The sequence below is a fragment of the Streptomyces sp. BI87 genome, assembly GCF_025957665.1.
GTDB classification, from domain to species: domain Bacteria; phylum Actinomycetota; class Actinomycetes; order Streptomycetales; family Streptomycetaceae; genus Streptomyces; species Streptomyces albidoflavus.
In genome coordinates, this window is record NZ_CP110079.1 from 3898706 (window position 1) to 3920928 (window position 22223).

The following is a 22223-nucleotide window of genomic DNA, read 5'->3' on the forward strand; positions in this document are numbered from 1 at the left end:
GGGCCGCGGCGGGCAGGGGGAGCTGCCCGCCGCGGAGGTGTCCGCCCGTAGCGCGGGGAACCCGGCGACGGTGGACCGGTCCTGGTCGGTGAGGACGAGCACGGCACGGCTGCGCGTGAGGAGGGAACGGGTCCGCTCCTCGGGGCTGTCCGGATGCAGCGGGACGTACACGGACCCCGCCTTCAGCACGGCGAGCATGGCGACGACGACCTCCGCCGAGCGGGCCATCAGCAGCCCCACCCGGGACTCCGCGCCCACTCCCCGCCCGGCCAGCGCGCGCGCCAGGCCGTCCGCCCGCCGGTCGAGTTCGCGGTAGGTCAGGGCGCGCCCGCCGCAGACGAGGGCCACCGCGTCCGGGGTGGCCGCCGCGCGGGCCGCGAACCCCTCCACGACCGTCGCGTGCTGGACCGCCGGCATCGACCGCTCATCCTGGAACATCGTGAACTCTCCGGATATCTCGAAACTGATGGCGCACGGACACGGCGGCTCCCGGCGGGCGGGAAGGCCGGAGCGCGGGCACCCGTCGCGGGGCGCCCGGCCGGCCAGAGGGGGCGGGTCAGAGCCGGTGCATGGCCCGGCCGCCGTACTGGAGCAGGGCGACCGGCCCCGCCGGGTGCTCCCGGACGAAGCGGCCGGTGATCGGGAGCGCGCCGGGTTCGCCGCTCCGGGCCACGAAGAGGTCGTCCTCGTGCAGGGAGAGGCGGTAGTCGGAGTAGCTCTCGCGGGTCAGGAGGAGGTCGCCGGCGGCGTCGTGGGCCACCATCAGCGCCAGGTCGCCGTTGGCGTAGGTGCCGAGGTGGCCGGCGTCCGGGGCGAGGGGCGGGGAGTCGGGGACGGGCAGCGCGTAGTGGCCCACGTCGAGCCCGGCCTCCGGCAGCCGCGCGACCAGCGCCTCCCACAGCTTCGGCCCGGCGGTGGAGTTGGCGGTCAGCGCCAGCGCCAGCGAACGGTCCGGGTGGATACGGAGGTTGCAGGAGGCGCCGCCCACCGCGCCGTCGTGGCCGTACCAGGCGCCGTCGCCGGTGCCGTGGCGCATCAGGCCCAGCCCCCAGCCGTCGGCCAGGCCGAACGGCTCGGCGTCCGGCACGCAGGTGCGCATGGCGAGGACGGCGTCCTCGGGGAGCAGGTCGTGCTGGGCGAAGGTCTTCCGGTCGGCCAGGTGGGGGCGGGCCGCGGTGACCAGGTCGGTGGCGCTGCCGACCAGTCCGCCGGCGGCGGCCAGCGAGAGCGAGGCCATGTGGTCGACGCGCTCGGCCCGCTCGCCGCCGGCGCGCAGCGCGTGGCCCTCGGCCACCGGCCGGGTGGCGCCGCCCTGGCCGGGGCGCGGGTCGTGCAGGAAGGCCGGCTCGATGCCGAGCGGACGCAGCAGGCAACTGTCCATCGCCGTCCACCAGTCCATCCCCGACGCCGCCTCGATCACCGCGCCCAGCAGGCAGTAGCCGGTGTTGGAGTAGGAGAAGGCGAGGCCCGGCGGGAAGAGCGCGGGCTGCCGGGCGCACGCCCCGGCGAACCGCCGGTAGGAGGGACCGCGCATCTCGTCGTACTCGATGCTGTCCACCACCCCGGCGGTGTGGCTGAGGAGCTGGCGGACGGTGGCGGTGCCGAGGGCCGGGTCGGCGGCGCGTCCCAGGTCGGGGAGGAGCCCGGCGAGGGGGTCGTCGAGGTCCAGGTCGCCGTCGCAGACGAACTGCATGACCAGCTCGGCCGTGAGGAACTTGGTCACCGAGCCGAAGGGGAAACCCGTCCGGGTGGTCACCGGTTCACCGGTGCGGACCGAGGCGAGGCCGGTGGCGTACTCGCTGAGGGTGCCGTCGCGGTAGACGGCCAGCTGCGCCCCGGTGACCCGGTGCTCGCGCACCAGCTCCTCGAAGAGCGCGCCGACCGCGTCCCGTTCCGCCCCCTCGGCACCCACTGCGTCCCCTGCGCCCACTGCACCCACCGGACCCTTCACGCTGATCGTCGTGCCCCGGCGCGGACCACAGCGCGACACGCCGCGGTACGGCGTCGACTACGGGGGCGGCGGGACATGCCTCGCCTGCCTCACCAGACTCCCGTGCGCCGGGAGCTACCGCAATCAGCTTCAGCAGCAGCGGAAAGCCGCTGGTCACAGGGGAGTTGACCGCAAGCGGAACGGGCCGGCCCGCCCTCGCGGTCAGCCGAGGGCGAGCACCACACCGGCCGCCGCGCCCAGCACCAGGACCACGGCGCAGCCGGCCAGGAGGCGGCGGTTGGCGAGGTTGACCGTCCAGCCCAGGCCGACGCGCTTGGGGACCAGCACGGCCGGGTCGTCGGCGTTGACGTACACGGTCCCGGCCGCCCGCCAGAACCGGTCGTCGTCCCGCGTCACCAGGCCGGTCGCCTCGTCCTCCCCGGCCCCGGCCCGCGCCATCGGCAGGAAGGGGTACACCGCGCCGGCCACCGCCAGCAGCGCCGGCACGCCGACGACCACCGCGAGCAGCGCGCCCGAGCGGTTGCCGGTCCACATCATCGCGGAGAGGCCGAGCAGCATCACGTTGACCAGCGCGCCCACACCGAGCAGGGCACGGACGGTCAGGACGAGCCTGCGGCGGTACTCGGCCGCGCTGGCGCGGGGCCGGGAGGCGTCCACGTCGGCACGGGCCCGCAGGACCGCGGCGACCGTGCCGACCATGGTGAGGGTGACCGCGAGCTGGGCGAGGACCAGGCTGAAGGCCGACCAGAAGGTGGTGGCGAACGCGCGGTACGCGGTGCCGGAGGGGGAGCGCTCGGGCAGCCACAGCGTGTCCGGCAGCTCCGGGTAGGCGAAGGCCCCGGCCGTCGCGCTCACCGCGAGGACCAGCAGCGAGGGGACCACCCAGAGCCAGGGCATCCGCACCGGGTCGGTGCGCAGCGAGGTGTCCATGGCGACGCCCTGCCGCAGCTCCTCGTACCAGCCGCCCTCCTCCTTGGCGCGGGTGAGCGCCTGGTGGGCGCGGAGCCAGAGCACGGCGGCGACCCCGCAGAGCACCAGCGCCGCCACGGAGCCGACCAGGGCGCTGTCGGTGAGGGCGCCGAGGCCGAGCGAGACCGCGGTGAGGACCGCGGTGGCGGGCAGCAGCAGGGCCCGGTAGCGGCGGCGCTCCCGGTGGACCTCGGGCGCCTCGGCCCGGCCGGGGGGCACCCGGACGCCGAACAGCACCGCGTGCGGACTCAGGCGCGGGCTCGGTGCCGCGTAGAAGACGGCGCCCAGGAGCAGGAGCACCGTGGAGTTGACGAGAAGGCTGACGAGCACGGCGTTCACCTGATCCGTCCGACGAAGTCATGGTCATGGCTGTCATGGTCATGGGAGCGGCCTCGCGGGAGCGGTCCTGCCGGGTGCGCCGCCGCGCGGCCGCGCACCCGGCACCGTCCGGCAACCTCCCCCGCGGGCGGCCCGGCCCGCAACCGTCTTCGGCGAGCGCCGAATACGCGGCGGCCGCCCGGTCGTACGGTCACCATCCCCTATCCACCTCCGTCCTTCTCCTCGTCCGCCCGGCCGAGCGCGAACCCGTCGAGGGCCGCGCGGACGTACGCCGCGACCTCCGCCTCGGGCACGCCCCGGACGACCGCCTCGGCGAGCAGGACGCGCAGCCGGGGCCGCCAGTCCTCGCCCGCCCGCAGTTCGGGCGTGGCACGGCCGACGTCGGGGTGGACCACCGCGCCGCTCTTGCGGTTGATGCGGATGATCCCCTCCCGGCGGAGCAGGTCGTAGGCCTTGTTGACGGTGTGGAAGTTGATCGCGAGGTCGACGGCGCACTGCCGGGTCGAGGGCAGGGAAGCGCCCGGGCCCAGCGTGCCGTCCGCGACGGATTCCACCACCCGGTCCCGGATCTGCTGGTAGATCGGGACCTCGCTGTCGAGATCGAGTAGGAGCTGCACAGCTTCAATCTATCTGATATACAACTACTAGAACAGATGGCCAGCGCAGAAGTCGCAGCGGACCTCACGGGTCCCCGAGGGATGGGAAGCTCCCCATGGCACTGATGAAGATCTCCGGCACCGACCTCACCGTGACGTTCAGCGGCTGGGAGCGGATGTGGCTCAAGCGCGACAAGGTGACCGTCCCGCTGGCGGCCCTGCGCCGCGTCGACCCCGTCCGCGACCCGCTGCGCGAGGCCCACGGCACCCGCAGCGGCATACAGGTCTCCGGCTTCGCGAAGGTCGGCACCTGGGGCCTGGTCAAGGGGCCGCGCCAGCTCGTCGCCGCCTACCGGGGCTCGCCCGGACTGCACGTCCTGCTGGACCGCGCCGCCGCCTCCGCCGACTTCGACGAGCTGGTGCTCTCGGTCGACGAGGCCGACCAGCTCGCCGAGCAGCTCACCCACCACCTGGGGAGGGGCCGGTGAAGGCGTACGGGATCGAGGTGACCGGCCTGACCAAGCGGTTCGGCGAGGTCACCGCCGTGGACTCGGTGAGCTTCGCCGTGGAGCCGGGCGTCGTCACCGGCTTCCTCGGCCCCAACGGCGCGGGCAAGACCACCACGATGCGCATGATCCTCGGCCTGGTCACCCCCACCGAGGGCACCGCCACCATCGGTGGCCGGCGCTACACGGAGCTGGACCGCCCCACCAGGACGGTCGGCGCGGTCCTCGACGCCGGCGCCTTCCACCCCAACCACTCGGCCCGCGACCACCTGCGGATCTACTGTGCGATGGGCGGCCACCCGGACAGCCGGGTGGACGAGCTGCTGGACCGTCTCGGCCTCGCCGAGCACGCCCACCGCCGCACCCGCACCTTCTCCACCGGCATGAAGCAGCGGCTCAGCCTCGCCACCGCGCTCCTCGGCGACCCGAGCGTCCTGCTGCTCGACGAGCCGAGCAACGGCCTCGACCCCGAGGGCATCGCCTGGCTCCGTACCTTCCTGCGCGAACTGGCCGCCGAGGGCCGCACGGTCCTCGTCTCCAGCCACGTGCTCAGCGAGGTCCAGCAGATCGTCGACGACGTCGTGGTGATCCGGCGCGGCAGGATGGTCGCCGCCGGACCGCTGGCGGAGATCGCGCGGCGCCGGCCCCCCACCGTCCTGGTCCACTCGCCCGACGCCGAGCAGCTGCGGGCGCTGATCCTCGACGGCACCCGGGGCCCGGACGCCGAGGTGGCCACCGCCGAGGACGGCTCGCTGCGGGTCAGCGGGCTCACCGCCGCCGAGACGGCCGACCTGGCCGCGGCCGCCGGGCTGCGGGTGCACGGACTCGGCGCCGAGGACGGCAGCCTGGAGCAGCTGTTCCTCGACCTGACCCAGGACCGGGCCGGACAGGCCGGGCAGTACGAGGGGGACGCACGGTGAACGCGCTGATCAAGGCGGAGTTCCGCCGGCTGGCGGCGACCAGGATGTGGCGGTGGGCGCTGGTGACCGCCGTCCTGCTCGGCGGCGGGCTGGTCGGCCTGATGGCCGTCGTGGGCCCGGAGAACTTCAGCCCGCCGATGCCCGGCCTGGACACCGAGGAGGGGGTGCTCTCCGTCCTCGGGATGCTCGGCTTCACCGTCTTCGTCCCGGCCGCCCTCGGCACGCTGGCGATGACCGCGGAGTACCGGCACCGCACCGCCACGTACACCTTCCTCTTCGCGCCGAAGCGCTGGCAGGTGCTCACCGCCAAGCTGGTCACCTTCGGGGGCGCCGGACTGGTCTACGGGCTGGTGCTGGCGGTGAGCGCGGGGGCCGGGTTCTACGGGGCGCTGGCCGCGCGGGGCGTCACGCCCGGCCTGGCCGCGGGCACCGTCTGGGAGCTGCTGCTGCGGCTGGCCCTGACGATGGCGGTCTACACCCTGCTCGGGGTGGCGATGGGCGCGCTGATCCGCAACATGACCGTCGCCCTCGCCGTGGTCATCGGCTACCTCTACATGGGCGAGCTGATCCTCATGATGATCCCGGGCGTCAACCTGGTCTACCCGCTGCTCCCCGGCGGCGCCACGGCTTCCCTGACCAGCTTCACCTACGTCGCCGAGGCCGTCGCCGGCGAACTGGCCACCAGTCCCGTCTCGTTGCTCTCCCCGGTGGGTGGCGGACTGCTGCTGGCCGGTTACGCCCTGGTGGCCGCGGCGGTGGCGGTGCTGGTGCCGATGCGCCGCGACGTGGTCTGAACACGCGGGAGCGGGTGCCCCGGACTGCACTCCGGGACACCCGCGACGGTTCGCGCCGGTCGATCAGGCGGGTACGGCGGTCTGGGCCGCCGTACCCCGGGAGGTGGCCGGGACTCCGTCCATCTCGCGGATCAGGCTGGCGGGCCGCATGTCGGTCCAGTTCTTCTCGACGTAGTCGAGGCAGTTCTGGCGGCTGTCCTCGCCGAAGACGACCGTCCAGCCGTCCGGCACCTTGGCGAACGTGGGCCACAGCGAGTGCTGGTTCTCGTCGTTGACCAGCACGTAGAAGATGCCGTTGTCGTCGTCGAACGGGTTCTCCATGAGTTTCCCTTTCCTCATGTTGGGGTTCCGGTCAGATCCCGGTTCCCGCGGCATGGTTTCCCGGCCGTGTCGACCGGTTCAACGTGTTTCACCTGGGCTCGAACCGGCCCGGGCTGGTGCGGTCCGGTGGGGCCGGGAGACGCCGCGCGAGGCGCCTCCCGGCCCCCTGCCGGTTCAGGCGCGCTGCGCGAAGAAGTCGAGCAGGGCGTTGTTGACCTGGTCGGGGCGTTCCAGGTAGCCGTAGTGGCCCGCGTCCGCCACCTCCACGTACCGGGCGCCGGGGATCGCGTCGGCGACCTCGCGGCCCAGGTGCGGAGGGAGGATCAGGTCGTCGGCGAACCCGACGACCAGGCAGGGCGTGGCGATCCGCCGGTAGGCCGGCAGCCGGTCGGCGGTCATGTCGATGCCGAGCTGGGCGCGGTGGCCCGGTGCCCCGGAGAGGGGTGCCATCTCGAAGATGTCCAGCCAGTCCTGGATCTCCTTCTCGGAGCGGAGCGTGGCCGGCGACAGGTTCTGCAGGGCGCGCACGGTGGCGCCGTACAGCGGGGTCAGCACGCCGCCCTCGTCGTGGAACTCGCGCTCGGCGCGCGACTGCGCCCGGCGCATCGCGTCGTCCCGGCCGCGGGTGGCCAGCAGCGCCACCTGGCTGACCAGCTCCGGCCGGGCCAGGCAGAGTTCCTGGGCGACGTGGGCGCCGAGCGAGGTGCCCACCAGGCGGCACGGGCCGAGCCCCAGGTGCTCGATGAGCCCTGCCGTGTCGGCCACCATGTCGTCGACGGTGAACCCCTCGGCGCAGGCGTCGGTCGGCGGGATGCCCCGGTTGTCGAAGGTGACGACCCGGTACCCGGCGGCGCGCAGCGCCGGCACCTGGTGCAGGTGCCAGGAGCGGCCGCCCGCGCCGGAGCCCATCACCATGACGACCGGCTCGCCGCTGCCGCTTTCCTCGTAGTGGAGCCTGATTCCGTTGATGCGTTCGATCGGCACGACTTGCCCTTCTTTTCGGCCGTTCCGCGTAGGCCGTCAGGCGTCCGCGGGGGCGAGGAGCCGGGGGTGGGACGGGGCCGCGGTGTCCGCGCGGTACGGGGCGAAGAGCGCCGCCTCGTCGGGGACCCGGGCCGGGATGGGCCGGGAGACCGTGGTGTGGTTGAGGAAGTGGCGCCAGGTGACGTTGCCGGCGACGCTGGAGCCGCCCCAGCTGCCGGCGGAGAGCGTGGTGGTGAAGGGGACACCGGCGGAGAGGCTGCCGGTGTTGGTCATCGTCGACTGGTTGACGACGACCCGGCAGTGGGTGACCTCCTCGGCCAGCCGCAGCACCCGGTCCTCGCGGGTGGTGTGCACCGCGCAGCTGTGGCCGAGGCCGCACCGCTCCGCGATGGACTGCACCAGGCGGACCGCCTCGCCGAACTCCCGGTAGACGCAGAGGGTCAGCAGCGGTGAGATCTTCTCCCGCAGCAGCGGCTGGTCCCGCCAGGGGTCGGCGCAACGGGCGGCGAGGACGGTGACCTCCCGCCCGCCCAGGTCGATCCCGGCCGCCGCGGCCAGCTCCGTGGCGGGGCGGCCGATCAGGTCACGGTCGAGTGTCGCGCCGTCCGGCCACAGCCGCCGGGTCAGCCGGTCCGTCTCCGCCTCGTCGCAGAGGTACGAGCCGGCGTCGGCCAGGCCCTGCTCGAAGGCGGCCGCCACCGAGTGGTGGACCAGGACGTTGCTCTCCGAGGAGCACGAGGTGCCGTGGTTGAACCCGGCGCCGTGCTGCACGGCGGCCACCGCCGCCGCCAGGTCCGCCGTCTCGTCCACCACCACCGTCGGGTTGCCGACCCCGGCCCCGATCGCGGGCGTACCGCTGCGGTACGCGCGGCGTACGGTGCCCGAGCCGCCGATGGCGACGACCGAGTCCGCCTCGGCCATCAGCTGCGAGCCCGCCTCCCGGCCCGCCTCGGGCAGGCAGGCCAGCAGGTCCGGAGGCGCGCCCACCGAGGCGAGGGCGGCCCGCATCACGTCGATCGTGGCCCGCGCACTGCGCCGGGCCCGGGGGTTGGGGCTGAAGACGGCGGCGTTACGGGTCTTCAGCATCGGCAGCGCGTTGCAGATGATGCCGGGGGCCGGGGCCGTCGCCGGGCTCGCCACCGCGATCACCCCCAGCGGTTTGGCGATCTTCACCAGACCCAGTGCCGGGTCCGACTCGACCACGCCGGTCGTCCGGGCCCCGTGCAGGTCGTGCAGGATGCCCAGCACCCGCCTGCGCTGGAGGGCGTACAGGTCCTCGGCGTCCCCGAGCCCGGTCTCCCGGTGGCTCAGCCGGGCCAGCCGGCGCGCCGTCTCCTCCTGGTAGCAGTGCCAGCCGACGGCCGCGACGGCCCGGTCGGCCTCCTCCTGCGACCACGAGGCGATCTCGGCCTGGGCCGCTCTGGCCCGGACGACCACGTCCTCCACGGATTCCCTGATCACAGCTCTCCCCCAAGGGCGCTCGCTGGGAAGCGGTCTCCTGAAGCGCACAGGGACCCGCCTTCGTCTCGGGGCGCCGGGCGCTCCCGGGCCTCCCGCAGAGAACTCCACGTTCCCGCCGGCGCAGCGTAGGTCTCCCGCACATCCGCGAGCCACAGTTTCGGTCCTCGGCAAACCCTCCCGGGGGCCCGGGACTTGGCCACCTTTCTCCTCCCGGCCGGGCCGGCGGCCGAGGACCCCCCACCGCCGCACCGGACACCGGAACGGCGAGAATCAGCCAGGCGCGGCCCCTGATGGCCGAAGGGCACGCCTCGGCCGGGTGCCGGGTCCTGGCCGTCTTGAACGCACCCCGATGGCCGGGACACGCCCCCTCCGGGCCACCCTCCGGCGTCCCCCGCCCTCGGGCGGACCCCGGCTCAGGGGCGGCGGACGCAGACCCCCGGGAAGCCCCGCCCGGTCCTGTGGCCTCGTAACTCGTAGTGATGGGCCGCCACATGCCCGCGCCCCCGGGGCCGCCGGGCAGGCCCGGCGGGCCGCGCGCGGCGCGAAACCCGAGCCCCGGAACGGGGCCGGGATCTTTCGCCGGGCCCCGCCCGGAGCCACACCTGAAGAATTCATGATCGTGGTGGTGAATCGGCCATGGCGGCTCAAGGAGCGCGGCACTGTCCGCACGCCACCCGCCGTGGCACCGTCTGGAAAGGTCTGGACAGGAGCGGCCGCACGCCGGCGCCCCTGGCACCAGCACACGAGGTATTCGTGCGTATCCGTGCGTACGGCACCCGCCCTCGGACACCGTCCGGCCGGGCGGGCAGCGGCACAGCCCCTCCACCGCGACCCGGTGGAGGCGGTCCGGCCGCGCGCCTGCCGCGGGTCCACCACACATCAACGGGGGAACACATGCAGAGGATTCACTTCTCCGCCGCGGACCTGGCCCGCACGCGCCTGCAGAGCACGCTCGGGCCGGTCGCCGAGGGGATCTTCGCGCTCGGCGCGCTGGCCCACTCCCGCAACGCGGAGTACGCCCGATGGCGCGGCGAGACCCTGGCGAGACTCCGCGACACCTACTCCCTCAGCCGCCCTCTGCTGCCCCTGCTCCGCTCGCTGCGCGCCCCCGACGACCTGCTCTTCCTCCTCGACTCCTCCCCGAAGGCCGACAGTTCGGTGCTCTCCGCGCTGCACCTGACCCGTACCGAGGTGACCCGGCTCGCCGTGGACATGTGGCGGGCGGGCGGCGCCCCGTACTGGGACCGCGTCCTCGAACACCTCGACCACGAGTGCGCCGAGCACGGCAGGATCGTGATGACCGGCGGCGTCGAGCGCCTCCTCGCCACGCTCCATCCGAGGATCGTGTGGAACCCGCCGGTGCTGGAGATCCACGACGGCCCGGAGCTGGACCTCCACCTCAAGGGCCGCGGACTGCTGCTGAGTCCGTCCGCCTTCCTCCCGGGCCTGGTGGGCCGCGCGCTGCACGCCGAACGCGACAGCGGCCAGCCCGCGCTGGTCTTCGCCGTACCCTCCGAGGTCTCCGAGCTGTTCGCCCCGACCGACGAGGCCGACGCGATCGGCGGGGAGGCCCTGCGGGCCCTGGTCGGCCAGACCCGGGCGGCCGCCCTGCGCGCGCTGACCAGCACCTGCACCACCAGCCAGCTCGCCGCGCGGCTCGGCGTCTCGCCCGGCAGTGCCAGCCAGCACGCCTCGATACTGCGCGAGTCGGGCCTCATCACCACCCGCCGGGTCCGCAACTGCGCGCTGCACTCGGTGACGCCGCTGGGCATGGCCCTGCTCGGCGGCCGGCTGCGTACGCCGGCGCCGGCCCCGCTGCTCGCCCCGAGCCCGGCCGCCTGAACCGCCCCGGTTAATCTGCACCCCGGTCCGCCGTACGGCCCCCTGTTTCGGGCTGCGCCGAACGCAGTCGTCGGCGTCATGAGAATTTCATGGCCGCTTGGTGACGCGCAGGTCTGTCCGGCGTTCACCGTGTACGCCCAGAATCGCAGGAACGGACCCCGACCGGGGGGCCTCGGGGGAGGCGCCGGACACGACCGGGCGCGCGCACCCCACGGACGAAAGGGAAGCCATCACCATGAGCTCTGCCACGATCTCCGCCACCCGCGCCGACGGAGCGGCTTCCTCGGCCCGCACGCTGGTCATCGAGGACCTGGAGACCCTGCCCGAGCACGGCACCGCGCTCTTCACCATCTGCATCGCCGCCTCTCCGGCCGTCCCGGCCCCGTCCGGCCGCGAGCAGCGCCAGGCATGACCGGCCTGGGGGGAGACGGCCGGGGGCCCGCCGGTGACCGCGGCGGGCTGATCGGCTTCAAGAGTCATCTGCGGGCGACCGTGGTGCCCGGCGAGGCGGCCTACCTCGTCTCCCAGCGCGGGGTGACCGCCCTGCGCGGCGCCCCCGCCGAGGTGCTGGCGCCGCTGCTGGACGGAACCCGCGACCACGCCGAGGTGATCAGCGCGGCCACACCGGCGCTGACGGCCGAGGAGGCGGCCGGCTCGCTGCGCGCACTCGACGCGGCCGGCCTGCTCCGCCTCCGTACGCCCGGCACGGCCGACCCGGCCGCCGAGGCGTACTGGGACCTCGCGGGCCCCGGCGCCCCCGCCGCCCTGGCCGCGCTGGCCGGGGCGACGGTGGCGCTCGTCCCCCTGGCCGGCACCGACGCGGCCGGGGCCGCCGAGGCGTGCCGCGCCTCGGGGCTGACGGTGACCGACGGAGCGGAGCGCGCCGACCTCGCGCTCGTCCTGTGCGACGACTACCTCGCCCCGGAACTCGCCGAGATCGACGCCCGGCAGCGTACGGCCGGCACCCCCTGGCTCCCCGTGCGGACCGGCTCGGCCGCGCTCTGGCTCGGGCCTGTCCTTCGCCCGCACGACGGCCCGTGCTGGCACTGCCTCGCCACCCGGCTGCGCGGCCACCGGTACGCCGAACGTCCGCTCCAGCGGGCGCTGGGCGAGGAGGGCCCCGTACGGCGCCCGCCCGCCACGCTGGCGGCCGGCCGGGCCGTCGCCGCGCACCTGGCCGTCCTGGAGGCGGCCAAGTGGCTGGCGGGCGCGCGCGGCGCGAGCCACGACGGAATCACCACCCTGGACACGCTGACCCTGGAGACCGCGACCCACCCCGCCGCCCGGCTCCCGCAGTGCGCGGTCTGCGGCGACCCGGGGCTGACGGCCCGCAGGATCGAGACTCCGTTCGTCCCCGTGTCCCGTCCCAAGGCCGCCGGCGAGCTGAACGGCCACCGGGCCCTGACCCCCGCCCAGATGCTGGAGCGGTACGGGCACCTGGTCGGCCCCGTCACCGGCATCGTCAAGGAGATCCGCCGGGCGCCGGGCAGCCCCGGCTTCATCAGCAGCTACCTCTCCGGGCAGAACCTCGCCATGCGCAGCGGCACCCTCGCCGGACTGCGGGCGGGGCTGCGTTCGCTCAGCGGCGGCAAGGGGCTCACCGACACCGAGGCGCGGACCAGCGCGCTCTGCGAGGCGGTCGAGCGGTACAGCGGGACCCGGCAGGGCGACGAGCCGGTGGTGCGCGACACCTACCGCGCGCTCGGCGAGGCCGCCGTACACCCCAACGCCGTCCAGCTCTTCCACGACCGGCAGTTCGCCGACCGCGACCACTGGAACGGCGGCGGCTCCCACCTGCACCACGTGCCGCGCCGCTTCGACGAGGACCGCCCCACCGAGTGGACCCCGGTCTGGTCGCTGACCCACGGGAGGCAGCGGCTGCTGCCGACCTCGCTGCTCTTCTTCGGCGAACACGAGGCGCCCGACGGGGTGTGGGCCGACTCCAACGGCAACGCCGCGGGCAGCAGCCCCGAGGACGCCCTGGTCCAGGGGTTCCTGGAACTGGTCGAGCGGGACGCCGTGGCGATCTGGTGGTACAACCGCACCCGCCATCCGGCCGTCGACCTCGACGCGTTCGACGAGCCGTACATCGAGCGACTGCGCGCCGGTTACGGGTCGGTGGACCGCGAGGTGTGGGCGCTGGACCTCACCGCCGACCTCGGCATCCCGGTGGTCGCCGCGCTCTCCCGGCGCACCGACAAGCAGGCCGAGGACATCGTCTTCGGCTTCGGCGCCCACTTCGACCCGCGGGTGGCGCTGCGCCGGGCCCTGACCGAGATGGGCCAACTGCTGCCCCTGGTCAACGACGTGACCCCGGACGGTCGCGGCTACCGCTGCACCGACCCCGACCCGCTGGACTGGTGGCGGCACGCCACCGCCGCCAACCGCCCCTACCTACGGGCCGATCCGGCCACCCCGGCACGCACCCCCGGCCACTGGGCGTACACCCCCGCGGGTGATCTCCTGGACGACGTCCGCTCCATCACGGAACTGTTGCGATCACGTGGCCTCGAACTCCTCGTTCTGGACCAGACCAGGCCGGATCTGGATCTTCCGGTTGTCAAGGTTCTGGTGCCGGGCCTGCGCCACTTCTGGCCCCGTTTCGCCCCCGGCCGCCTCTACGACACGCCTGTGGAGCTGGGATTGCGTACGGAACGCTGCCGACTGGAGGAGTTGAACCCGACCCCGCTCTTCGTCTGATTCCGGTTACGGTTCCCACGCGCCGCCCTCCGGTGGCGCGTGGATTCCGCGCGCACCCCCGCCACGATTCCGGCACAGCCTCCCCGCAGATCACTTACGCTCCTTGCGTAGCACGGAGGTTCGACGGGGGAAGGGTTGTACGCGGATGCGACGGGGCGATGGCAGGCCGCTGGAGGGCCCCGGGGCGGCCGGGGAGGCGGAACCGGAGACCGGCGATGCCTTCGTCCCGGGCGTGCCGGCCGACCCGCTGTACCTGCCCGCGCCGAGAATAGCCCGGGTCATCCTGGTCGTCGTCCTGCTCGGCTATCTCAGCGTCACCTCCCTCAACCTCGCGGCTGCGCCGCACACCCGGTCGTCGCTGGCCATGTCGTTCGTCTGCCAGGCCGGGGTCTTCCTGCTCCAGATCGGCCACTCGCGCGCGCGGGCGCGGCTCTCCCCGCTGCCCCGGCGGTGCGCCACCCTCGGCAGCCAGGCGGTGCTGACCTTCGCGCCGTTGGTCTTCTTCCAGTCCCAGTGGGGCTCGATGGCCGGGTTCCTCGCCGGGTCGCTGCTGCTCCTGCTGCCGCCGCGCTGGGCCTGGCCCGCCTACGGCCTGGTCGGCCTCACCATGGCGCTCCCGCCGCTGCTGGAGGGCCTGCCGCTGCGCGACGCCTTCTACCTGGTGCAGTCCACGCTGCTGACCGGCCTGGTGGTCTACGGCCTCTCCCGCCTGGCGGAGCTGGTCCAGGTGCTGCACGACACCCGCGTCGAGCGGACCCGGATGGCGGTCACGCAGGAACGGCTGCGCTTCGCCCGCGACCTGCACGATCTGCTCGGGTACAGCCTCTCCGTGATCACGCTGAAGAGCGAGCTGATCCACCGCCTGGTGCCCAGCCACCCCGAGCGGGCGATGGAGGAGGTCGGCGAAGTCCTCGCCGTGTCACGGAAATCCCTCGCCGACGTACGCTCGGTCGCCGCCGGGCTGCGTGGGATGTCCTTGGAGCAGGAGCTGTCGTCGGCCGAGTCGCTGCTGCGGTCGGCGGACGTCACCGTCCACGCCGACATCCGGCTCGGCGCCATCGATCCGGAGGTCGACACGGTGCTGGCGGCGGTGGCCCGCGAGGCGGTCACCAATCTGCTGCGCCACTCGCGCGCCGGCATCTGCGCCATCACGGCGGTCCGGGAGGGCGGCCTGGTGCGGCTGCGCATCTCCAACGACGGTGTCGACCCCGGCTACCGCGACATGTCGCCGCACAGCGGCAGCGGCCTCGGCAACCTGGAGACTCGGCTGCGGGCGGTCCAGGGCCGGCTCTCCGTCTCCCGCGCGGAGGCGGAGACCTTCGCCCTCACCGCCGAGGCCCCCGCGCGGCCGGACCGCGGCGCCTCCGGCACCCGGGCCGAGGCGTACGCCCAGGGCCCCGTCGCGTAACCGCACCCGAACCTCCCCCACGAACACTGAGGAGCGGCCTCCATGGCGATACGCATCCTGCTGGCCGAGGACATGCACATGGTCCGGGGCGCGCTGGTCGCCCTGCTGAACCTGGAGAACGACCTGGAGGTCGTCTGCGAGGTGGGCCGTGGCGACGAGATCCTGCCGCGCGCGCTGGAACTCCGGCCGGACATCGCGATCATCGACATCGATCTGCCCGGCATCGACGGACTGACCGCCGCCGCCCGGCTGCGCGAGTCGCTCCCGGAGTGCCGGACGCTGATCCTGACCAACCTCGGCCGCCCGGGCACCCTGCGCCGCGCGCTGTCGGCGCACGTCTCCGGCTACCTGCTCAAGGACGCCCCGCCGCAGGAACTGGCCGCCGCCGTACGCCGGGTGGTCGCCGGTCACCGGGTGATCGACCCGCAGCTCGCCCTCTCGGCGTGGGACGGCGCGGACAGCCCGCTCACCGAGCGGGAGACCGAAGTGCTGCGGCTGGTCGCGCAGGGCTGGGAGCCGGGCGAGATCGCCAGGGAACTACACCTGTCCGCCGGAACCGTCCGCAACTACCTGACCACGGTCGTCTCCAAGCTCAACGCCCGCAACCGGGTGGACGCGATCAGGATCGCCCAGGCCTCCGACTGGCTGCTGTGAAACCCCTGCTCACCCGGTCAGCCGGGAGCGCGGGGCCGTACGGCCGGGCATCGGACCGAGGACCGGCCGCGCCATCCCGGCGGCGGTCAGGTAGCCGATGACGCCCGGGGGCACCGCCCCCGGCACCGGCAGCGCGTCGGCGGCGTCCTCCGGCGTCACCGGCCACCCCAGCAGCGAGGCGACCAGCGCCGCTTCCGGCCGGTGCAGCAGGACCCGGTGGGAGGCGGCCGCCGACCACATCGCGATGCCGCCGCTCTCCTGGGTCAGCGAGACCCCGCTCGCCATCCGCACCGCCCGCCGCGGCGGCGGTCGCACCGGGGTGAAGGGGGCGGAGCGGGAGAGGGGGAAGGCGGAGAGCAGCGGCCCCCCGAGGTCGTCGATGGCCAGGGTGCGCACCACCAGGTGGGTGATGCTCGCCAGGACCCGGGACAGCCCGGGGTCCCCGCCGGCGGCCGGCAGCGGCTCGTCCGGCGCGCATCCTCTGCCCCGCTCCGGGGCGAGGTTGGCGAGAAGGACGGGCCCCAACTGCATCCGCCGCAGCGCCTCCCGCACCAGGGGCGAGACCTCGGGCACCCGGTCGACCCCGTCGGGCCCGGTGAGTACGAGCCCGTCACCGGAGGAGTCGTCCTCGATGCCGATCTCCTCGCTGAGGGACCAGAGATGGACCGCGCTGTGCCCGTCCGCCCTTCTCACGCTGCCCCTCGGTCCGTTGCGTGCAAGCCCCTTACTCGTCAGTATCCCGCGTGTCGGGTACCGGCGGGCAGCGAGGGAATCACCAATCAGACATGCGGAATTCATGGCCGGGCCACCGCGCGCCTGGTTGAGGTGACCAAGCGGACGGCATATGCCGTGCGATCCGGGCGCGTCACCCCCCAGAGACGCCACCCGCCCCGGGAAACGTTCCCCGGCCGGCTCCCCTCCCTGGATCCGGGCCCGTCCCCTCCCCCGCTCCGGGTCCGCTTCGGGTTCCGCTTTCGGTCCCCCCTCCCGTCGCCGCCCCCGTCATCCACCGGTCCGGCTGTGCCGTGCGGCGGCCCGTGCGGGACCGGTCGGCCTGGTCGCGGAGGAGGGTGGCGGCCTCGTCGGCGTCGCGGAGGTGGGCGACGACCGTCTTGGAGGCGCCGGTGTCGACGTGGAGGTCGGCGACGCCCTGGTGGCGTTGCCACGGGCCCTGCTTCAGGCGGACACTCTGCACCTTGGCGTGCGGGACGAGGGCGACGGTGCGGTGGAACAGGCCGTGCCGGGCGGCGAAGAGGCGGTCGGTGACGGCGAGGCCGTACCCGCGCCACCAGGCCGGTACGCACCAGGCCGCGCGGCCCGGCGGCCGGACGAACTCCCCGGGTACCTCGGCTCCGGCCAGGACGCGCCCGATGATCTCGCGGGCGGTGGCGTGGTCGGCCACCGGCAGCAGGACGCCGTTGTCCGAGCCGGCGACGTCCAGCTCCACCCGTACCCAGCCGAGCCGCCGCCACAGCCACGGCTCGACGATCCGCACCGTCTGCACACGGCCGGGCGGCACCGTCTCGTGCGACCGGTCGAGCAGCCCGTGGTCCAGCCGCAGCCCGTCGGGGGACTCGCCGAGCGTCCAGTCGTACTCGCGGACGAACCGCCCGGCGCTCGTGGCTCCGGCGGCGCCCAGCAGCGGGACGCCGGCGGCCAGCACCGTCCACAGGTTGTGGGTGGCGAACCAGAGGAAGCCCGGCACCAGCAGCGCGCCGATCAGCGACAGCCAGGTGGTGGCCGTCAGCAGCAGCGAGACGGCGAGCATGCGCGGCGCCACCCGGACCAGCTCCCGGACCGGCGCCTCCCCGACCTCGCCCGCCTCCTCGGGGGAGAACCCGGCGGCGCGCGCCAGCAGTTCGGCCCGCAGCGCGCGTGCCTCCGCCTGGCCGAGGTAGGCCAGTTCGTCCTTGCTGCTGGTCCCGATGACGTCCATCTTCAACTTGGCCACGCCGAGGAACCGGGCGAGCAGCGGCTGCGTCACGTCGACCGCCTGCAACCGGTCGAGCCGGATGTGCGCGGTACGCCGGAACAGCACGCCCGTCCGGATGCGCAACTCCGTGTCGGTGACCGAGAAGTGCGTCACCCACCAGGAGAGGAACCCGTACAGCGCGGCCGCGGGCAGCAGCACCCCGAGCCCCAGCAGCAGGGTCTCGGTCGCCAGATCGCTGACATGCCGGTACGCGCTGTTCGGATCGTGCAGGGCCCACCCCGCCAGCAGCGCCACGGGCGCCCAGGCCCGGCGCAGCGGGGTGACGGGGTGCAGCCGGCGTTCGGCGGGCGGGTCCGCCTCCGGCGGGCCGGACGAGCCGGGCGGATCAACGGGGTTGGACGGATCGCCGGGGCCGGACGGATCGCCCGGGCCAGGTGGTGTGCCGGGGCCCGGCCCCGTCTCCTCGTTCACAGCCCCGCCGAGCGGGCCTCGCCCAGTTCGGTGAGGCGGTCGCGGAGGCGTTCGGCCTCGGCCGGGTTCAGGCCGGGGATGCGGGCGTCGGTCGCGGCGGCCGCCGTGTGCAGCTGCACCCCGGCCAGGCCGAACCGGCGCTCCAGCGGGCCCGAGGTGACCTCCACCAGTTGCATCCGGCCGTACGGCACCACCGTCTGCTCGTGCCAGAGGACGCCCCGGCTGATCAGCAGGTCGTCGGCGCGTTCGGCGTACCGCCACGAGCGCCAGTTCCGGCCCAGCAGGGGCCACCCCCAGGGCAGGACCGAGAGGGGGACCAGGGCGAACAGGGCCCAGGCGGGGCCGACCAGCACGCCGAGTGTCACCCCGGCCACCAGGGCGAGCCCCGCCGACCAGGCCACCAGCAGCAGCCGGCGCATCACCAGCAGGCCGGGTGGCAGCGCGGTCCAGACGGGGTCGCCGGACGGGCCTTCGCGCCCCGTGCCGCCGGCCGCCGGTCCGCCTGCCGCTGTCCCGCTCCCCGTCTCCATGCCCCCAGCGTAGATGCGAGAGACTGGCCCCATGACGGAGACGATGATCGGCATCGGCGGCGGCGCGGAGAGCACCGACATGGTGCTCAACATCGGGCCCCAGCACCCCTCCACCCACGGCGTGCTCAGGCTGCGCATCGTGCTCGACGGGGAGCAGGTCGTCTCGGCCGAACCAGTCGTCGGCTACATGCACCGGGGTGCCGAGAAACTCTTCGAGGCGCGTGACTACCGGCAGATCATCATGCTCGCCAACCGCCACGACTGGCTGTCGGCCTTCTCCAACGAGCTCGGCGTGGTCCTCGGCGTCGAGCGGATGCTCGGCATGGAGGTGCCCGAGCGCGCCGTCTGGCTCAGGACGCTCCTCGCCGAGCTGAACCGGGTCCTCAACCACCTGATGTTCCTCGGCTCGTACCCGCTCGAACTCGGCGGCATCACGCCGATGTTCCACGCGTTCACCGAGCGCGAGGAGCTCCAGGCCGTCATGGAGGAGCTCTCCGGCGGGCGGATGCACTACATGTTCAACCGGGTCGGCGGCCTCAAGGAGGACCTGCCGGCGGGGTGGCCCGAGCGCGCCCGCGCCGCCGTCGCCGCCGTCCGCGCCCGCATGGACGTCTTCGACCGGCTCGTCCTCGGCAACGAGATCTTCCGCGGCCGCACCCGGGGCATCGGGGTCCTCAGCCAGGAACACGTCCACGCCTACGGGGTCAGCGGCCCCATCGCCCGCGCCTCCGGCGTCGACTTCGACCTCCGCCGCGACGAGCCGTACCTCGCCTACGGCGAGCTGGCCGGTGTCCTCAAGGTCGTCACCCGGGAGGAGGGAGACTGCCTGGCCCGGTTCGAGTGCCTGCTGGAGCAGACCTACAACTCCCTCGACCTCGCCGACGCCTGCCTCGACCGGTACGCCGAGCTGCCGCCCGGCCCCGTCAACCAGCGGCTGCCGAAGGTCCTCAAGGCCCCCGAGGGCCACACCTACGCCTGGACCGAGAACCCGCTCGGCATCAACGGCTACTACCTGGTCAGCAAGGGGGAGAAGACCCCCTACCGGCTCAAGCTCCGCTCCGCCTCCTACAACAACATCCAGGCGCTGACCGTGCTGCTGCCCGGCACCCTCGTCTCGGACATGGTCTCGATCCTGGGCTCGCTCTTCTTCGTCGTCGGGGACATCGACAAGTAGGCCGCCGAGGAGCCCGCCAGAGAGGCCGCCGAGCAGGGCACGGAGGCGGGAGCGGGCCCTTGCGTACCGGCGGAGCCACCAGTTCCGCACCGCTCGCGCCGCGCGCCGTGCCCGCTCCGGGCACCTGAGCCGCCTCATCAGCCGCCGCCTTCCGGGCCGGCGGCGAGCGGCGGCAGCGGGATGCCCACCGGACAGAGCAGCCAGCCGAAGTCGCCGAGGCCGCCGCGGGCCGTCAGCTCGGCCGCCTCACCGGCGCCGCTCAGCGCCCGTACGTACGCGCCCGGATCGGTGGAGGCCAGCGCGAGCGGCGGGCGCCCGCCCCGGACCCCGAGACCGTGGAGGGCCTCGCGCTGGGTGAGCAGGACCGGGCCGGGACCCGAGGCGCCCGCCGGGGTCGCGGTGAACGCCGCCGCGCAGGCGTCCAGGGCCACGTGCGCCGTGAGGTCGCAGGAGCCGTCCGGCACCGGACGCGTCTCGCACCCCTCGCGGAAGCCGGTCAGCGTGCCGAACGGGGGCCGGGCCGCGCGCTCGTGGCCGTAGTCCACCGCCACGGCCAGGCCCTGCCGCACCGCCTGGGCGGCCTCGGCCCAGGCGGCGTCGCGCGGCCCCCCGAGCTCCGCGCGCGCCCCGGGTGCGGCCCCCGCCAGCGGCCACCACCGCTCCAGCCAGGCGACATCCTCGGCCGAGACCCCGGCGCCCAGCCGTTCCGTACCGTCCGGCGCGACCTCCACCAGGCGCACCGTGCCGTCCGGCGCGACCTCGGCGACCTCGGCCGGGACGTTGTCCAGCCACTCGTTGGCGAAGAGCAGGCCCGTCACCCCGCCGGGGGGAGTGGCCCGCCACTCGATGCGCGGGTCCAGCCCGGGCGGGCGGCCCACTGCCCGTTCCACCGCGTACACCGTGGTGCGCGCCGCCAGTTCGGGCGCCAGCGCGCGGAGCACTCCGGCGCTCAGCTCGCCCCGGCCCGCGCCCATGTCGACGAAGGCCAGTTCCGGCGGCCCGCCGAGCGCCCGGTCGACCGCGCCGAGCAGCCGGGCCACCGCCCCCGCGAACAGCGCCGAGGCGTGCACCGAGGTACGGAAGTGCCCGGCCGGACCCGCCTCACCCGTGTAGAACCCGTCCGCCCCGTACAGCGCCTCTTCCGTCGCCGCCCGCCACCCACGCCACGCGCCCTCGCTCGTCATCCGGCCAAGGCTAGGGGCGCCCGCCGGGTGGTCCGGCCTCGGTTCCGTCGGGGAAGCGGGAGGCAGGGGCGTGTGGTGCTGCCAGGGGGTGCGTGTGACGGGCGTCCACCTAGGGGAGTACGCGTGGCGGACACGGATCGGCCCTCCGGTTGACCCGGGTGCTTCGGCGACCTGCATACGCTGGGTCACGTGCAGCGTCTCTACGATTTCATCCGCCGACACCCCACGTGGGTCGACTGCTTCTGGGCCGTCGTCCTGCTCGGTGTCAGCTCGATGGAGCTGCTGCCGGCCGACCCGGGCGCCCCCCGGCGGATCGCCCTCGTTCCGCACCTCGTGATCACCGTGGTGTTCTGCGTGGTGGTCGCGCTGCGCCGGAAGGCGCCGGAGCGGATGCTGCTCCTCGCCGTCGCGGGCGGCGTGGCCCAGCTGATCCTGGACGTGCCGGTGATCCCGGCCGACTTCGCGATGCTGGTGGTCATCCACACCGCCGCGGCCCACGGGGAGAAGTGGGCCTCGCGGCTGGCGCTCGTCGGCGGAATCCTCGCGGCGCCGCTCGCCCAGGCCCGCTGGCCGCTGGAGAGCGGAGGGACGGCGGCCCGGCTGTTCTGGGCGGCCGTGATGACGGTGCCGTTCGTCCTCGCCTGGGTGCTGGGTGACTCGCTGCGCACCCGCCGGGCCTACTTCGAGCAGCTGGAGGAGCGGGCCGACCGGCTGGAGCGGGAACGCGAGGCCCAGGCCAAGATCGTCGTCGCCGCCGAACGGGCCCGCATCGCCCGGGAACTCCACGACGTGGTCGCCCACAACGTCTCGGTCATGGTGGTCCAGGCCGACGGCGCCGCGTACGTCATCGACGCCGCCCCCGAGCAGGCCAAGGCCGCGCTGGAGACCATTTCCACCACCGGCCGCCAGGCGCTCGCCGAGATGCGCCGGCTGCTCGGCGTGCTGCGCAGCGACGGCCAGCCCGACACCGGCGAGTACGTTCCGCAGCCCGACGCCGACCAGCTCGGCGAGCTGATCGAGCAGGTGCGGGCCGCCGGGCTCGCCGTCGACTACCGCGTCGAGGGCTCCCCGCGCCCGCTGCCCAGCGGCGTCGGCCTCACCGCCTACCGCATCGTCCAGGAAGCCCTGACCAACACCCGCAAGCACGCCGGGCCCGACGTCGGCGCCAGCGTCCGGCTCGTCTACTTCGACGACGGCGTCGGCGTCCTGGTCGAGGACGACGGCGCCGGTGCCCCCCGCGAGCTGTACGGGGAGGGCGGCGCCGACGGCCAGGGCCAGGGGCTGATCGGGATGCGCGAACGCGTCGGCATGGTCGGCGGCACGCTGGACGCGGGCCCGCGCCCGGGCGGCGGCTTCCGCGTCAGCGTCCTGCTCCCGCTGAAACCGGCGGGGTGACATCCTCGACGGACCGCCCCGGCAGGCGGCCCACGCCCGGCGGACCGGGCCGCGAAAGCCACCACCGCAGCAGTACCAGGCAGTACCCGGA

The 22223-nt window shown here is 74.3% G+C and carries 20 protein-coding genes and 1 pseudogene; 10 read left to right on the plus strand and 11 right to left on the minus strand.

What is annotated here, in order from left to right; genetic code table 11:
• Positions 1-102: 102 nt before the first annotated feature.
• The 4 genes and pseudogenes from OIM89_RS17195 to OIM89_RS17210 all read right to left on the minus strand — a co-directional run.
• Positions 103-438: pseudogene (locus tag OIM89_RS17195) on the minus strand (AMP-binding protein); the annotation flags it as partial.
• A 118-nt stretch (positions 439-556) separates the two neighbouring features.
• Entirely contained in the window at positions 557-1912 is a 1356-nt protein-coding gene (locus OIM89_RS17200) for a serine hydrolase domain-containing protein (RefSeq protein ID WP_047471014.1), read from the minus strand.
• Positions 1913-2152: 240 nt separating this feature from the next.
• On the minus strand, positions 2153-3250 hold the full coding sequence (locus OIM89_RS17205) for a DUF1648 domain-containing protein (RefSeq protein WP_229360080.1): 1098 nt from the start codon (positions 3248-3250) through the stop codon (positions 2153-2155).
• Between the two features lie 209 nt (positions 3251-3459).
• A complete protein-coding gene (locus tag OIM89_RS17210; protein WP_030698897.1) occupies positions 3460-3876 on the minus strand; it encodes a GntR family transcriptional regulator in 417 nt (138 codons plus the stop codon).
• A 95-nt stretch (positions 3877-3971) separates the two neighbouring features.
• Between OIM89_RS17210 and OIM89_RS17215 the strand changes: the two genes are divergently transcribed.
• Genes OIM89_RS17215 through OIM89_RS17225 form a run of 3 tightly spaced genes read left to right on the plus strand, consistent with a single transcriptional unit; the run spans position 3972 to position 6075 of the window.
• Positions 3972-4343 carry a hypothetical protein gene (locus OIM89_RS17215; protein ID WP_030698896.1) on the plus strand — a complete coding sequence of 124 codons (372 nt, stop codon included), beginning with the start codon at positions 3972-3974 and terminating at the stop codon, positions 4341-4343.
• On the plus strand, positions 4340-5281 hold the full coding sequence (locus tag OIM89_RS17220) for an ABC transporter ATP-binding protein (RefSeq protein ID WP_264491404.1): 942 nt from the start codon (positions 4340-4342) through the stop codon (positions 5279-5281). Before OIM89_RS17215 ends, OIM89_RS17220 begins: the two co-directional genes overlap by 4 nt.
• Entirely contained in the window at positions 5278-6075 is a 798-nt protein-coding gene (locus OIM89_RS17225; RefSeq protein ID WP_010645176.1) for an ABC transporter permease, read from the plus strand. The genes OIM89_RS17220 and OIM89_RS17225 overlap by 4 nt, the downstream gene beginning before the upstream one ends.
• Positions 6076-6138: 63 nt before the next feature.
• Here OIM89_RS17225 and OIM89_RS17230 read toward each other — a convergent pair whose 3' ends face one another.
• The 3 genes from OIM89_RS17230 to OIM89_RS17240 all read right to left on the minus strand — a co-directional run bounded on the left by OIM89_RS17230 (position 6139) and on the right by OIM89_RS17240 (position 8841).
• The gene (locus tag OIM89_RS17230; protein ID WP_003948915.1) at positions 6139-6396 is read right to left on the minus strand and encodes an MbtH family protein; all 258 of its coding nucleotides are present in this window, start codon (positions 6394-6396) and stop codon (positions 6139-6141) included.
• 174 nt (positions 6397-6570) lie between these two features.
• Complete coding sequence (locus OIM89_RS17235; RefSeq protein ID WP_030698893.1) at positions 6571-7380, minus strand: alpha/beta fold hydrolase; 810 nt, start codon at positions 7378-7380, stop codon at positions 6571-6573.
• A 36-nt stretch (positions 7381-7416) separates the two neighbouring features.
• Positions 7417-8841, minus strand: a complete 1425-nt coding sequence (locus tag OIM89_RS17240; protein WP_047471013.1) for an aldehyde dehydrogenase family protein — start codon at positions 8839-8841, stop codon at positions 7417-7419.
• Positions 8842-9735: 894 nt separating this feature from the next.
• On the opposite strand from OIM89_RS17240, the gene OIM89_RS17245 reads away from it, so the two are divergent.
• The 5 genes from OIM89_RS17245 to OIM89_RS17265 all read left to right on the plus strand — a co-directional run bounded on the left by OIM89_RS17245 (position 9736) and on the right by OIM89_RS17265 (position 15445).
• Positions 9736-10683: an ArsR/SmtB family transcription factor gene (locus OIM89_RS17245; RefSeq protein ID WP_023418725.1), complete on the plus strand. Its 948-nt coding sequence runs from the start codon at positions 9736-9738 to the stop codon at positions 10681-10683.
• A gap of 235 nt (positions 10684-10918) precedes the next feature.
• A complete protein-coding gene (locus OIM89_RS17250; RefSeq protein WP_175457485.1) occupies positions 10919-11095 on the plus strand; it encodes a hypothetical protein in 177 nt (58 codons plus the stop codon).
• Positions 11092-13383 carry a TOMM precursor leader peptide-binding protein gene (locus OIM89_RS17255; protein WP_264491405.1) on the plus strand — a complete coding sequence of 764 codons (2292 nt, stop codon included), beginning with the start codon at positions 11092-11094 and terminating at the stop codon, positions 13381-13383. The genes OIM89_RS17250 and OIM89_RS17255 overlap by 4 nt, the downstream gene beginning before the upstream one ends.
• Before the next feature lie 145 nt (positions 13384-13528).
• Positions 13529-14791 (plus strand): sensor histidine kinase, encoded by a 1263-nt coding sequence (locus OIM89_RS17260; RefSeq protein WP_047471011.1) that lies wholly within the window; start codon positions 13529-13531, stop codon positions 14789-14791.
• A 42-nt stretch (positions 14792-14833) separates the two neighbouring features.
• Positions 14834-15445 (plus strand): response regulator transcription factor, encoded by a 612-nt coding sequence (locus OIM89_RS17265; RefSeq protein ID WP_023418729.1) that lies wholly within the window; start codon positions 14834-14836, stop codon positions 15443-15445.
• A gap of 9 nt (positions 15446-15454) precedes the next feature.
• Here OIM89_RS17265 and OIM89_RS17270 read toward each other — a convergent pair whose 3' ends face one another.
• The 3 genes from OIM89_RS17270 to OIM89_RS17280 all read right to left on the minus strand — a co-directional run bounded on the left by OIM89_RS17270 (position 15455) and on the right by OIM89_RS17280 (position 18379).
• A complete protein-coding gene (locus tag OIM89_RS17270; protein WP_030698889.1) occupies positions 15455-16138 on the minus strand; it encodes a hypothetical protein in 684 nt (227 codons plus the stop codon).
• A 172-nt stretch (positions 16139-16310) separates the two neighbouring features.
• Positions 16311-17849, minus strand: a complete 1539-nt coding sequence (locus OIM89_RS17275; protein ID WP_175457486.1) for a PH domain-containing protein — start codon at positions 17847-17849, stop codon at positions 16311-16313.
• On the minus strand, positions 17846-18379 hold the full coding sequence (locus OIM89_RS17280) for a PH domain-containing protein (protein ID WP_047471016.1): 534 nt from the start codon (positions 18377-18379) through the stop codon (positions 17846-17848). The genes OIM89_RS17275 and OIM89_RS17280 overlap by 4 nt, the downstream gene beginning before the upstream one ends.
• A 31-nt stretch (positions 18380-18410) precedes the next feature.
• Here OIM89_RS17280 and OIM89_RS17285 point away from each other — a divergent pair, with 31 nt between their 5' ends.
• Positions 18411-19553: an NADH-quinone oxidoreductase subunit D gene (locus OIM89_RS17285; RefSeq protein WP_030698886.1), complete on the plus strand. Its 1143-nt coding sequence runs from the start codon at positions 18411-18413 to the stop codon at positions 19551-19553.
• Between the two features lie 137 nt (positions 19554-19690).
• On the opposite strand, the gene OIM89_RS17290 is transcribed toward OIM89_RS17285, so the two are convergent.
• Positions 19691-20737: an SAM-dependent methyltransferase gene (locus OIM89_RS17290; protein ID WP_226965424.1), complete on the minus strand. Its 1047-nt coding sequence runs from the start codon at positions 20735-20737 to the stop codon at positions 19691-19693.
• A 189-nt stretch (positions 20738-20926) separates the two neighbouring features.
• Between OIM89_RS17290 and OIM89_RS17295 the strand changes: the two genes are divergently transcribed.
• Complete coding sequence (locus OIM89_RS17295; RefSeq protein ID WP_264491406.1) at positions 20927-22132, plus strand: sensor histidine kinase; 1206 nt, start codon at positions 20927-20929, stop codon at positions 22130-22132.
• Positions 22133-22223 lie beyond the last annotated feature (91 nt).